The sequence below is a fragment of the Sphingobium wenxiniae genome (assembly GCF_007830065.1).
GTDB classification, from domain to species: domain Bacteria; phylum Pseudomonadota; class Alphaproteobacteria; order Sphingomonadales; family Sphingomonadaceae; genus Sphingobium; species Sphingobium wenxiniae.
The window spans coordinates 262,210-274,351 of the sequence record NZ_VLKK01000004.1 but is presented as its reverse complement, the minus strand read 5'-3'; the positions used below and the strand labels follow the sequence as shown (position 1 = coordinate 274,351).

The following is a 12,142-nucleotide window of genomic DNA, read 5'->3' as shown; positions in this document are numbered from 1 at the left end:
CCCACCCCCAAACAGAACAGAACCGTTCGGAGAAGATCATGCCCAGCTATTCAGCGCCCGTCCGCGACACCCGTTTCGTTCTCGATCATGTCGTGGGGCTGGACCGCCATGCCAACCTGCCCGGTTTCGAGAATGTGACGCCCGATCTGGTCGAGGCGATCCTGACCGAAGGCGGGAAGATGGCGGCGGAGGTGCTTTTCCCCCTGAACATGGTGGGCGACAAGGAAGGCTGCACCCGGCATCCGGACGGCAGCGTGACGACGCCCACCGGCTTCAAGGAAGGCTATGAGAAGTTCGTCGAGGGCGGCTGGACGACGCTGCACGCGCCCGCCGAGTTCGGCGGTCAGGGGATGCCCACGGTGCTGGCGACGGCGTTCAACGAATATGTGCTGTCGGCCAACCAGTCCTTCGAAATGTATCATGGCCTGACGACGGGCGCGATCGCGGCGCTGCTGGCCAAGGGCAGCGACGCGCAGAAGGCGACCTATGTGCCCAACATGGTGGCGGGCACATGGACCGGCACGATGAACCTGACGGAACCGCAATGCGGCACCGATCTTGGCCTCATCAAGACCAAGGCCGTTCCGGGTGCGGATGGCAGCTATCAGATCACCGGCACCAAGATCTTCATTTCGGCGGGCGAGCATGACCTGTCGGACAACATCATCCATCTGGTGCTCGCCAAGACACCCGATGCGCCGGAAGGGACCAAGGGCATCTCCCTGTTCGTGGTGCCCAAGTTCATGGTGCGGGATGACGGATCGCTGGGCGAGCGGAATGCGGTGTCCTGCGGCTCGATCGAGCACAAGATGGGCATTCACGGCAACGCCACCTGCGTCATGAACTATGACGGCGCGACCGGATGGCTGGTGGGCGAGGAGAACAAGGGTCTGGCCGCCATGTTCATCATGATGAACGCCGCGCGGCTGGGCGTGGGGCTGCAAGGGCTGGCCCAAGGCGAGGTCGCCTTCCAGAATGCCGTGCATTATGCCCGGGAGCGGCGGCAGGGCCGGGCGCTGACCGGGCCGAAAGACTTGCATGAGAAGGCCGATACGCTGTTCGTCCATCCCGATGTGCGGCGGATGCTGATGGAGGCGAAGGCGCTGACCGAAGGGCTGCGGGCGCTGATCCTGTGGGGCGCGTTGCAGGTCGATCTGGCCCACAATGCCGCGAGTGAAGAGGAACGCCAACTGGCCGACGATCTGATCGGGCTGCTCACCCCGGTCATCAAGGGCTATGGCACGGACAAGGGCTTCGACGTGACCGTCGCCTGTCAGCAGGTGTTCGGCGGCCATGGGTACATCTGGGAAAACGGGGTCGAGCAATATGTGCGCGACGCCAGGATCGCCCAGATATACGAAGGCACCAACGGCATTCAGGCAATGGACCTTGTGGGCCGCAAGCTGCCGATGAACGGCGGCCGGGCGATGCAGGCTTTCCTCAAGATCGTCACCACCGAAATCGCCGAAGCCAAGGAAATCGAGAAGCTCGCGAGCTTCGCCGAGGCGCTGGAGAAGGCTTCCCAGCAGCTTCAAGCCGCGACCATGTGGTTGATGCAGAACGCCATGAAGAACCCCGACAATGCCGGGGCGGCAGCGCATCATTACATGCACATCATGGGCATCGTCGCGACGGGGCTGATGTGGCTGCGCATGGCCAAGGCGGCGGCGGCTCTGCTGGATGCGGGCGAAGGGGACGCGAAGTTCCTGGAGACCAAGCTGGTGACGGCGCGCTTCTTCGCTGAGCGGATCATGCCGGATGCAGGCGCGCTCCGCCGCAAGATCGAGGGCGGCGCGGACAGCCTGATGGCGCTGGACCCGGAGATGTTCCTGACCGTCTGACCGGACGCGGATCGCAAATATTGCTGTCGGGCAATAGAGGGCGTGGCCGGATGGCTGCGCCCTCCCTCTTTCCATTTGACTTCCCGACCCCTGACCTCGATTGTCCGCAACCATGATGGGCGGGGGCGGACAGTCGGGCGGTAAATTCCTTCCCGTCCTCCTGTCGCTATTGCTGATTCTGTTTGCCTATGCCGCCATTCTGCTTTCCGGCGCTTTCGATCCCCGGCAACGGCTGAAGGTCTTCATGGCCCGCCATGGGCTTACATCGGTCAGCATCGTCTATGGCGACCGGGATGAAATACCGCGAACGCTGACCATCGATTCCGATCCGGCCAGAATCTATCCTTATTACAGCCTGTCCAAGCCCATCACCGCGGCGATGGTCATGGAACTGGCCGATCGGCGCATCCTGTCGTTGGATGAGGGCGTGGCGGGAACATCGCCCCGAAACCTGATGCACCATGCGGGCGGGTGGGACCGGTCCATAACGGGCGATCCCGTGACCCAGCGGCAGACCGACGACCGCTGCGTCGATATTCCGCCACCGCCCAAACAATTCAAGCCGGGCACGCGGCAGGCCTATTCCAATATCGGCTATTGCATCCTGGGCGCCCTGGTGGAACGCAGGACCGGCATGTCCTTCGACGCCGCCGCGCGCAAGTTGATCCCGGCGACCCGCGACATGCGCTATGACGACTGGCTGGGGCCGGCGGGCGGCTGGTCCGGCACGGCCATGACCTACTGGCGCTTCGCCGCCCGCCCGACAGATCCGCGTATCATGGAAAAGCCGCCCTATGCGGGCGCGGCCTATTATGGATTGGGATGGAAAGTGTCGCGCAACGGCCTGTCCCATTTCGGCTTGTTCAAAGCCAACTACGCCATCGTGCTGAAACGCGGCAAGCATGTGGTCGTTGCTCTGTTCGACGGCAATCCGGGCGATGGGCAAAGGGCGCTGGAGGAAGCTCGCCCCATTCTCATGGCGCTCTAGAGTCCGTCCGATTCACATCGAACCGGTTGGAATCCGCTTTTCCCTGCCGCGGCCTCGCTCCGAAATCCTTCCCCCCCTATCGGACCACCGCCCGCGTGTAGAGATGCCATGTTGCATAGCCGAGCACCGGCAGGACCACCGCAAGACCGACCAGCGCCGGGAGCGCCCCCAGCACCAACAGGGCGACGACGATCAGGCCCCAGACCGTGATCGTCAGCGGATTGCGCCGAGCGACGCGGACGGAGGTTCGCAGCGCCACGCCCCAACTGACCGGCTTGTCGATCACCATGGGGAAGGAGACGGCGCTGACCGCGAGCGTGACGATAGCGAAGCAGAGGCCCGCCAGATTGCCGAAGACGATCATACTCCAGCCTTCCGGGGTCGTGAAGATCGAGCGCAGGAAGGCCCCGGCCGAACCGACCGCTTCCGGGCCCAGACGCGACAGGGTCGCGTGATAGATGAACCACGCCACGCCAATCCACGCCATATACAATGCGGCGGTGACGCTGGCGAGGTCGAGCAGCGCGGGCGCGGACGGACCGCGCACGACATCGAGGAAATGCCGCCAGCCCGCATCGGGGCCCGCTTCCCTGCGCCGCGCGAGTTCATAGAAGCCGCTGGCAAAAAGCGGCCCCAGCATGACCGTTCCGGCCACCAGCGGAAAGATGAAGGGCAACATCGATACGCGGCTGACCGAGAAGATCGCCAGCAGGACGACGATGGGATAGATGAAGCCGACAAAGACTAGATCGCCGCGCTTGGCTTGAAAATCCTCCCAGCCCTGCCTCAGCGCGATGCGGAGGTCGTTGAAGTCGAGGGCGCGGATTTCATAATCTTCGCCGGCGGATGCCAGAGGGGTTGGATGCACTATTGCCATGGTCGCTCTCCCGAAGGCTGACCTATGAAAGGCGTGATATATCTGTCTCGGTCGGGACGCGCCGGGCCATCCATCTCCGGGCAAGCGCAGTCTCGACATGAGGACCGCCTTATGGCCAACAAGCAGTATGATACACCCTGACGGGGTTGCAGGGCAAGTTATTGGGTGCGGTGGGAAGAAATGGCCATTTTTCCGACCCTCAACTCTACCGCCACCCTGAACTCGCTTAGCATGACGAGTGAGGAATGGCCGCTCCCCGCCCAAACCCGTCATCGCTGCACCTGCCTGAAAACCGCGCATCAACAAAAAAGGCGAGCCTTCCGGCCCGCCCCTTGTGCTTTTTTCAGCCTATGCGGGCGGATCAGTACACGCGCGCCTTGGGCTTGATATATTCGGCCTCGTCGGTGAGCGTGTAGTCGTGGACCGGACGATAATCGAGGCTGACCTTGCCGCCATTGCCGCCCCAGCCTTCGAACCAGCTGACCGTGTGCTTCATCCAGTTTTCGTCGTCGCGGTTCGGATAATCCTCATGCGCGTGGGCGCCCCGGCTTTCCTTGCGGTTTTCCGCGCCGACCATGGTGCAGACGGCCTGGCTCATCAGGTTGTCCAGCTCCAGCGTCTCGATCAGGTCGGTGTTCCAGATCAGCGAGCGGTCGGCGATGGATACGTCCTGAAGCCGCTTGTTGACCTGCGCCATCTTCTCGACGCCTTCGGCCAGAAGCGCGCTGTCGCGGAACACGGCGGCATGTTTCTGCATGGTGTGCTGCATTTCGAGACGGATTTGCGCCGTGGGCGATCCGCCCTTGGCATTGCGGTAGTGGTCGAGGCGGCTCAGCGCCAGATCGGCCGAATCCTTGGGCAGCGGGCGATGCGCGCCGTTGGGCTTGATCGTGTCCTTGAGGTGCAGGCCGGTCGCGCGGCCGAAGACGACAAGGTCGATCAGCGAGTTGGAGCCGAGGCGGTTCGCGCCATGGACCGACACGCAGGCCGCTTCGCCGACAGCATAGAGGCCCGGCACCACGACTTCGGGATCGTCGCCGACCTTCGTCACCACCTGGCCATGATAATTGCAGGGAATGCCGCCCATATTATAATGGACGGTCGGGGTCACGGGCAGCGGCTGGCGGGTCAGGTCGACGCCCGCGAAGATCTTGCCGCTTTCGGTGATACCCGGCAGGCGCTCCGCCAGCACCTTGGGATCGATATGATCGAGGTGGAGGAAGATATGGTCCTTGTTCGGGCCGACGCCGCGCCCTTCGCGCATTTCCATCGCCATGGAGCGCGACACGACGTCGCGCGAGGCAAGGTCCTTGGCCGAAGGGGCATAGCGTTCCATGAAACGCTCGCCTTCGGAATTGGTGAGATAACCGCCCTCGCCGCGCGCGCCTTCGGTGATGAGCACGCCCGCGCCGTAGATGCCGGTCGGGTGGAACTGAACGAACTCGAGATCCTGCAAGGGCAGGCCCGCGCGCAGCACCATGCCGCCGCCGTCGCCGGTGCAGCTATGCGCCGAAGTGGCGGAGAAATAGGCGCGGCCATAGCCGCCTGTCGCCAGCACGACAGCATGGCTGCGGAAGCGGTGAATGGAGCCGTCTTCCATGCAGATGGCGATGACGCCCCGGCATTCCTTGCCGTTCGGACCATCTTCCATGATCAGGTCGATGGCGAAATATTCGATGTAGAAATCCGCGTCATATTTCAGCGACTGCTGATAGAGCGCGTGCAGCATGGCGTGGCCTGTGCGGTCGGCGGCGGCGCAGGTGCGCTGCACCGGCGGGCCTTCGCCCATATTCTGCATGTGGCCGCCGAAGGGCCGCTGATAGATGGTGCCGTTGTCGTTGCGGCTGAACGGCACACCGGCATGTTCCAGCTCGATCACGGCGGCGGGCGCTTCGCGCACCATATATTCGATCGCGTCCTGATCGCCCAGCCAGTCCGACCCCTTGACAGTGTCGTACATGTGCCAGGTCCAGTGATCGGGCGAGTTGTTGCCAAGGCTGGCCGCAATGCCGCCCTGCGCGGCCACGGTGTGGCTGCGGGTCGGGAAGAGCTTCGTGATGCAGGCGGTCTTGAGGCCCGCTTCGGCGCTGCCCATGGTCGCGCGCAGGCCGGAACCGCCCGCACCCACCACCACGGTATCATAAGTGTGATCGATGATCTTATAGGCTTCGGTCATCAGGAAGCAGCTCCCGTGAAGGCGATCTTCGCGATGGCGAAGATGCCGGCGGCCGCGCCGCCGATGGCGTAGAAGTTCAGGGCAAGGATCGAGAAGAAGCTGAGGCCCTTGTCATGGACATAGTCCTCCAGCATCACCTGCATCCCCAGCCGCAGATGCCAGAAGACGCTGACGATCATCAGCATCATCGGCACCGCCACCAGCGGATTGGCGATCCATTCGACCACGCTTGCATAATCGAGGCCGGGCAGCGTCAGCAGGTTGAAGATCAGCCAGAGGACGAGCAGCAGATTGCCGATGGCGGTATAGCGCTGCGCCAGCCAGTGATGCGCGCCGTGATGCGCCGATCCAAGGCCACGGACACGGCCGATTCCGGTTCCCGTTCCCATCAGAACTTACCCCCGCAGATAATGGCCCAGACAAGCGCCGTGACGACCACGGACCCGATCATCACGACGATCGACCAGGTCTTGTTGGTCCGAAGCTCATAGCCGGCGCCCATGTCGAGCACGAAGTGGCGAAGGCCGGAAAAGAGATGCTGGAAGAAAGCCCAGGTGAGGCCGATCATGACGATATAGCCGATGGGCGAGGTCGCGCACTTCACGAAGGTCGCATAGGCTTCCGGTCCGGCCGCGGCGGCCATCAGCCACCACACCAGCCCCAGCGCGCCGACGATGGCGAGTCCGTTGCCGGTGATGCGGTGCAGGATGGAGATGGCCATTGCAGGCCCCCATTTCCATATCGTCAAATGCGGCGAGAGCGGCCGGCTGGTGGATCGCGCCATATCTACCCATGTCCCTGATGCTTGTCTGATTCCGCTCCCCTTAAGAGCGAACGCGGCGAAGGGCAAGGCACGGCGGAAAGTGTCGCGCGAACGGCAGGATAAAGAATCGATTAACCAAAGCAGGCTATTGAAGCCGGGATGTGATCGCGCACCATCCAGGGGACACCTTATCCTATGCAGTCTTCTTCAAACAACTGGATCATCCGGGCCGACAATCTGGCCGAGTTCGATCCGACGATCGGACCGGAAGCGCTGGAAATATTTGGGCTGATCGAAGATTCCATCGATATCGTCGGGCAGACATTCTTCGACACCTATGTGGCCGAAGCGAAGCTGGCCGGCTATCTGTCATCCGAAGCGCTGCGCAAGATCGAAGTCGGCGCACGTCAATATGTGCGGGAAAAGCTGTCGCGCTATGACGCCGGGGAATGGGGCAATATGGCGACCGCCTGCGTCCGCCACGCGGGCAAGCACGGCCTGTCGGGCGCGGCGGTGCTGGCGTCGGTCGCGCGCGGCGACGAGAAGATCGCGGAACTTCTGTGCGACCGCATCTGGGACGACCGGCCGCGCTGCCAGCGGCTGCTGCGGACGGTCAACCGCATATCCATGATCAGCATCGGCATAATGAGCAATGTCATGGCGCAGGATATAGCCGACGCCCAGCGCGCTGAACGGCAGCGCTTCGGTTCACTCTTCGAACAGCGTATCGCGGCCGAGATCGACGGCGCGTCGCATCTGGGCGAATCGCTGCGCGAACAGGCGAAGGATGCGTCCGCCGCAACGCGCGGGATGCTGGGCAAGGCGTCCGAGGTCGCCGCCGCCGCCGAGCAGTCCGCCCTCGCCATGCGGGACGCGGCGCGCACCTCCGCCGGGTTGATCCGCGCGATCGAGGATGCGCGCGCCGAGGTGGAAAGCGCCGCCGATGTCGCGCATCGGGCGGCGGAGCAGTCGAGCGACGCCGTCGCCATGTCCACCACCCTGTCCGAACATGCCAAGTCGATCGAATCGATCCTGGGCCTGATCCGCGACATTGCGGGGCAGACCAATCTTCTTGCGCTCAACGCCACCATCGAAGCGGCGCGCGCGGGTGATGCGGGGCGCGGTTTCGCCGTGGTCGCGCAGGAAGTGAAGAGCCTGGCCAACCAGACCGCGCGGGCGACCGACGAGATCGCGGGCAAGATCGCCGATATCCAGGCGTCGACCCGCCAGTCCGTCCAGACCAACGAACGCATCCGCGACACGGTGGGCGAAGTGCAGACCAGCGCCGAACGCATCCGCCACGCGATGGACCAGCAGGCGCAGACCGTGACGATGATCACGGCGGCCGTGGACGAAACGGCGCTGGCCGCCGACTCGATGTCGACCACCATCTCGGCCATACGGCAGGATACCGAAGTGGTGGCGTCGGAAATCGATCAGTTGGAGCGCGGCTTCACGACAGTGGAAGGCCAATTGTCCAGCCTGCGCGCGGCGTCTTCGGACTTCAGCCGGCAGGTTGCTTAAGGGGCGATGGCGGTGGCGGGCGGATTCCCGCCACTCATCCGTCATCCCAATGTTGAATGCCCCCTTCGGCCGCAACCAGCCATCGCAGGGCCGTCGGCGGCGCACTGCGCGCGCTGATACTTCCCCTTCCCCGTCCGGTGATTTAAGGCGGCGGCATGACCGATGCCGTTCCTGTCCAAAGCTGGAAAGTTACCCTGCCCTGCACCCGCGCCGAAGCCGAAGCGCTGGAGGGCGACATCGCCGCCTTTGCGATGATGGACAAGCCGCCCGTGCTGATGACCAGCGAGGCGGAGCCGGACAATGAGAATAGCTGGCGGCTGGAAGCCTATTTCGAGGGCAGGCCCGGCCCCGCCGCCGTCAAGCTGCTGCGGACGCTGGTGCCGAGCGCGGGAGCGGTCAGGCCGGTGGTCGAACAGCTTCCCGATGAGGACTGGGTGACGCTGAGCCAGCAGGGGCTGGAGCCTGTCACCGCCGGGCGTTTCCATGTCCGCAACTTGCCCGGCGATCCCGAACAGCCGGATTATGTCAATTTCCTGATCTGCGCGAGCCGCGCCTTCGGCACCGGGCAGCATGAAACCACATCCGGCTGCCTGATGATGCTGGACCGGATGCGGCGCGTGGGGATGCGGTTCCGCAACGTCGCCGATATCGGGACGGGCACGGGGCTGCTGGCCTTCGCCGCGCTCCGCCTCTGGCCGCGGGCGCTGGCGACCGCTTCGGATATCGATCCGGTGGCGGTGGAGATCAGCGCGGACAACGCGCGCGCCAATGGGGTGCGGCTGGGCGCCGGCGCGGGTCAGGTGGCGCTGTTCACGGCGGCGGGGGCGGATCATCCCGCGATCGTCGGACGCGCGCCTTATGACCTGCTGATCGCCAATATCCTGGCCGGGCCGCTGATTGAGCTGGCGCCTTCGCTTTGCGCGCTGGTGGAGGAAGGCGGGACGATCGTGCTGGCGGGGCTGCTTAAGGAACAGGCGGACGCGGTGCTGGCGGCCTATCGCGTGCAGGGGATGCGGCTCGCCGAACGGAGCGACCGGGGCGACTGGCCGACGCTGCGCCTCCGCAAGCGGCCGCGGATCGGCTGGAAACGCCCGCGCCGGTTCAACAGCGCGGAACGGGGCGAGGCCTGGGGATTTGGGAGTATCTGATCATGACAATTCAACGCCGGATCATCGTGCATGAAGGGCCGGGCGGCCTGTTCGAAAGCATGGCCGTATCGGATGATGCGGCGGCAGGCATGCGGCCGGGCGTGCTGCTGTTCCCCAATGTGCTGGGAACGAAGGAAACGGACTTCGCCTATGCGGAGCAGGTCGCAGCGCTGGGGTATGCCGTGCTGGTCGCCGATGTGTTCGGTCAGGGCAAGCGGGCGAAACGGTCGGATGCGGATTTCGGGCGCTATATGGATGTGCTGAACGGCGACCGGGCCTTGCTGCGCGAACGGGTGAACGCGGCGCATGACGTGCTTAAGGGGATGGACGAGGCGGACGGCGCGCGGACGGCGGCGCTGGGCTTCTGCTTTGGCGGGAAGTGCGTGCTCGATCTGGCGCGGAGCGGGGCGGACATATCGGGCGGGGTGAGCTTTCATGGCGTCTATGATGCGCCGCCCTTCGCCAATGCCGCGATCCGCGCGAAGCTTCTGATCTGCCATGGGTGGGACGATCCCATCGCGCCGCCCAAGGCGACCGCCGCGCTGGCGGAGGAACTGACGGAGGCGGGATGCGACTGGCAGATCCATGCCTATGGCCGCACGGGCCACGCCTTCACCGACAAGTCGGCGAACATGGTCGACAGGGGGATGTTCTACAGTGCCGACGCGGACCGGCGGAGCTTCCGGGCGATGACGGATTTCCTGGACGAGCTGTTCGGCTGAAACGTCCGCAAACCACCCAGACCAGACAAACTCAAATCTCGTCGATCATCTCGGCCAGCACGGCGAGGCAGTCCTTGCCCAACTGCATCGAGCGGGCGGGCGACCAGCCATAGTCAGAGTCGGGCAGGTCTTCATTGTCCTTGAACGGCATTTCCAGCGTCATCGCCACCGCGCCGAAACGCTCGGCAAGCTGGTTGGTGGACATGGACAGATTCGCCTTCCCCTCCCCCGCCACGGGATAGCCGCGCTTCGTCTGGAAATCGGGCGTGCGCGCGGCGAGCGTGTCGCGATAGCGGTGGAACAGCTCAAGCTGCCGGTCCGTGATCGACGGAATACCCTCGAAACCCGCGAGGAAGACGGCGGGAATGGCTTCGTCGCCATGCACGTCCATCGCGAAGTCGACGCCCGTTTCGTCCATCGCCGCGCGGACGAGGAAGACTTCGGGGCCGCGCTCCATGGAGGGTTCATGCCATTCGCGGTTGAGGTTCACGCCCGCCGCATTGGTACGCAGATGCCCCCGGCGGCTGCCGTCCGGGTTCATGTTGGGGACGATGTGGAAGGTCGCTTTCTGCCGCAGCAGGCGGGCGACGGCGTCCTCCTCGTCGGTCAGGCGTTCCAGCGCGCCTTCCATCCACCATTCCGCCATGCTCTCGCCCGGATGCTGACGGGCGTAGAGCCAGACCTGTTTGCGCCCCTCCCCCAGCGTCAGCAGATCGAGCGGCTGGCCGTCGAGGGTGAGCCCCAGTTCGCGGTGGACGACGCCCGGCTGACAGGCGGCCCAGGCGATCAGGTCATGGTGGCGCTCCATCGAATAGGGCGCGAAATAGGCGAGCCAGACCGCGTTGACATCCGGCGACAGGCGGATGGTGAGCGTGCCGTCCGCATAATCCGTGTCGGCGAGCAGCCAGTTCTCGCGATCCTCGCTATAGCGCGCCTGATAGCCCGGCCAGCCGTCGGGATAGGCCGAATGGGCGCAATTGGTGATCGCCAGCTCCACGTCCCGCCCGGCAACGCCCGCCACGCGGAAGTGGAACCATTGGTAGAAATCGCTCTGATGATCGCGGACGATCTCCAGCTCGGCGCGGACGCCGGCGGGCGTGTCGTCGATGGAAAGAACGCGAATGTTGCCGCTGTCGAAAGCGCTGGAAATCGAGATGGTCATTTGACGGTTATAGTGCGCCCCGACTCGCCCGGATAGCCCTGGATGAGCGCCGTCGCGAGCTTTCCGGCGGCGAGGCCGGGCTGCGCGGCGGGCGATCCTTCGCGCGCCTGCGTGATGGCGCGGCCTTCCCAGACAGTCGTGGAATCGGACCGGCGGCGAATCTGGACCTGGAGTTCGGTGGAAACGATATCCTTGGGCTTGCCCGACAGATCGATGCCGATGCCCACGCCAAGGCCCGAATAGCCGCCGCTGCCCACGCCGCCGCCTACGCCCACGCTGACGGGATTGCCGTCACGGCCATAGCCGGTTGGGCGGAAACCCCGGCGGAAAGCGACCAGCGCGACATAGTCGCTCTTCGCGCCCTCGGCGGTGGGGGTGAAGCCCACCTTCTGCAATTCCTGCTGCACGGCATTGGAGTAGGTGCGGTATTCCAGGCTGACGTCCGGATTGCCGGGCATCTCCTCCACCGCGATGGTGCCGCTGCGCGCCGGATCGCCGACATGGAAGCGCGTCACCTCCACCGGCGGCACCGCCGTCGCGCAAGCGGCGAGCGAAAGGGCGAGACAGCAGGGAAGGACGATCTTCTTCAACATGGATGCACTCCCGGGATGATATGCCCTGACACGTTGCCATGCGGCCAATTCCTTCCTAACGCATCAGCCACGGCTTTGCTGCATATAGGATGAACGGCGGGAAAAGAGCGGCCCTCGCCCTTGACTTTCGCCTGCCCCGCCCATAGGGGCTGCGCTTCGATTTTCCGATCATAAAGATTCATCAGAGGCTGGCTTCCATGAAGATCCGCAATTCGCTCAAGTCGCTCAAGGGCCGTCACCGGGACAACCGTGTGATCCGTCGTCGCGGCCGCACCTATGTCATCAACAAGACCAACCGCCGCTTCAAGGCCCGCCAGGGCTAAACAAAGCATCGCGCGGAAAAGTGGG

The 12,142-nt window shown here is 64.4% G+C and carries 12 protein-coding genes; 6 read left to right on the top strand and 6 right to left on the bottom strand.

Features of this window, described 5'->3' with window-relative positions; translation table 11 throughout:
- The first annotated feature begins 38 nt into the window (after positions 1-38).
- Both IQ35_RS07675 and IQ35_RS07670 read left to right on the top strand, forming a co-directional pair.
- The gene (locus IQ35_RS07675; protein ID WP_145072446.1) at positions 39-1,841 is read left to right on the top strand and encodes an acyl-CoA dehydrogenase C-terminal domain-containing protein; all 1,803 of its coding nucleotides are present in this window, start codon (positions 39-41) and stop codon (positions 1,839-1,841) included.
- Positions 1,842-1,941: 100 nt separating this feature from the next.
- Positions 1,942-2,829, top strand: coding sequence for a serine hydrolase domain-containing protein (locus IQ35_RS07670; protein ID WP_148648517.1), 888 nt, complete (start codon positions 1,942-1,944; stop codon positions 2,827-2,829).
- 76 nt (positions 2,830-2,905) lie between these two features.
- Here the strand turns inward: IQ35_RS07670 and IQ35_RS07665 are convergent, their stop codons facing one another.
- From IQ35_RS07665 to sdhC, 4 genes are all read right to left on the bottom strand, one after another.
- Positions 2,906-3,706 (bottom strand): DUF2189 domain-containing protein, encoded by an 801-nt coding sequence (locus IQ35_RS07665; RefSeq protein WP_145072444.1) that lies wholly within the window; start codon positions 3,704-3,706, stop codon positions 2,906-2,908.
- Positions 3,707-4,067: 361 nt separating this feature from the next.
- The gene (gene sdhA / locus IQ35_RS07660; protein ID WP_021247217.1) at positions 4,068-5,882 is read right to left on the bottom strand and encodes a succinate dehydrogenase flavoprotein subunit; all 1,815 of its coding nucleotides are present in this window, start codon (positions 5,880-5,882) and stop codon (positions 4,068-4,070) included.
- Positions 5,882-6,271 carry a succinate dehydrogenase, hydrophobic membrane anchor protein gene (sdhD, locus tag IQ35_RS07655; protein ID WP_021247218.1) on the bottom strand — a complete coding sequence of 130 codons (390 nt, stop codon included), beginning with the start codon at positions 6,269-6,271 and terminating at the stop codon, positions 5,882-5,884. Before sdhD ends, sdhA begins: the two co-directional genes overlap by 1 nt.
- Complete coding sequence (gene sdhC, locus IQ35_RS07650) at positions 6,271-6,666, bottom strand: succinate dehydrogenase, cytochrome b556 subunit (protein ID WP_031292404.1); 396 nt, start codon at positions 6,664-6,666, stop codon at positions 6,271-6,273. Before sdhC ends, sdhD begins: the two co-directional genes overlap by 1 nt.
- 174 nt (positions 6,667-6,840) lie before the next feature.
- Between sdhC and IQ35_RS07640 the strand changes: the two genes are divergently transcribed.
- From IQ35_RS07640 to IQ35_RS07630, 3 genes are all read left to right on the top strand, one after another.
- Positions 6,841-8,169, top strand: coding sequence for a methyl-accepting chemotaxis protein (locus tag IQ35_RS07640; RefSeq protein ID WP_021247220.1), 1,329 nt, complete (start codon positions 6,841-6,843; stop codon positions 8,167-8,169).
- A 155-nt stretch (positions 8,170-8,324) separates the two neighbouring features.
- Positions 8,325-9,317 (top strand): 50S ribosomal protein L11 methyltransferase, encoded by a 993-nt coding sequence (locus IQ35_RS07635; RefSeq protein WP_021247221.1) that lies wholly within the window; start codon positions 8,325-8,327, stop codon positions 9,315-9,317.
- A 2-nt stretch (positions 9,318-9,319) separates the two neighbouring features.
- Complete coding sequence (locus tag IQ35_RS07630; protein WP_145072440.1) at positions 9,320-10,039, top strand: dienelactone hydrolase family protein; 720 nt, start codon at positions 9,320-9,322, stop codon at positions 10,037-10,039.
- A 31-nt stretch (positions 10,040-10,070) separates the two neighbouring features.
- Here IQ35_RS07630 and IQ35_RS07625 read toward each other — a convergent pair whose 3' ends face one another.
- The gene (locus tag IQ35_RS07625) at positions 10,071-11,201 is read right to left on the bottom strand and encodes a M14 family metallopeptidase (RefSeq protein WP_145072438.1); all 1,131 of its coding nucleotides are present in this window, start codon (positions 11,199-11,201) and stop codon (positions 10,071-10,073) included.
- A complete protein-coding gene (locus tag IQ35_RS07620; protein WP_021247224.1) occupies positions 11,198-11,794 on the bottom strand; it encodes a DUF4136 domain-containing protein in 597 nt (198 codons plus the stop codon). The genes IQ35_RS07625 and IQ35_RS07620 overlap by 4 nt, the downstream gene beginning before the upstream one ends.
- A 197-nt stretch (positions 11,795-11,991) precedes the next feature.
- Here IQ35_RS07620 and ykgO point away from each other — a divergent pair, with 197 nt between their 5' ends.
- Positions 11,992-12,117, top strand: coding sequence for a type B 50S ribosomal protein L36 (gene ykgO, locus IQ35_RS07615; RefSeq protein ID WP_004210176.1), 126 nt, complete (start codon positions 11,992-11,994; stop codon positions 12,115-12,117).
- Positions 12,118-12,142 lie beyond the last annotated feature (25 nt).

Excerpts from the sequence above, each read along its gene's own strand:
- sdhA (WP_021247217.1), bottom strand. The coding sequence starts at position 5,882 with ATGACCGAAGCCTATAAGATCATCGATCACACTTATGATACCGTGGTG.
- sdhC (WP_031292404.1), bottom strand. The coding sequence starts at position 6,666 with ATGGCGCGATCCACCAGCCGGCCGCTCTCGCCGCATTTGACGATATGG.
- IQ35_RS07675 (WP_145072446.1), top strand. The coding sequence starts at position 39 with ATGCCCAGCTATTCAGCGCCCGTCCGCGACACCCGTTTCGTTCTCGAT.
- ykgO (WP_004210176.1), top strand. The coding sequence starts at position 11,992 with ATGAAGATCCGCAATTCGCTCAAGTCGCTCAAGGGCCGTCACCGGGAC.
- IQ35_RS07640 (WP_021247220.1), top strand. The coding sequence starts at position 6,841 with ATGCAGTCTTCTTCAAACAACTGGATCATCCGGGCCGACAATCTGGCC.
- IQ35_RS07665 (WP_145072444.1), bottom strand. The coding sequence starts at position 3,706 with ATGGCAATAGTGCATCCAACCCCTCTGGCATCCGCCGGCGAAGATTAT.
- IQ35_RS07625 (WP_145072438.1), bottom strand. The coding sequence starts at position 11,201 with ATGACCATCTCGATTTCCAGCGCTTTCGACAGCGGCAACATTCGCGTT.
- IQ35_RS07630 (WP_145072440.1), top strand. The coding sequence starts at position 9,320 with ATGACAATTCAACGCCGGATCATCGTGCATGAAGGGCCGGGCGGCCTG.
- sdhD (WP_021247218.1), bottom strand. The coding sequence starts at position 6,271 with ATGGGAACGGGAACCGGAATCGGCCGTGTCCGTGGCCTTGGATCGGCG.
- IQ35_RS07620 (WP_021247224.1), bottom strand. The coding sequence starts at position 11,794 with ATGTTGAAGAAGATCGTCCTTCCCTGCTGTCTCGCCCTTTCGCTCGCC.
- IQ35_RS07635 (WP_021247221.1), top strand. The coding sequence starts at position 8,325 with ATGACCGATGCCGTTCCTGTCCAAAGCTGGAAAGTTACCCTGCCCTGC.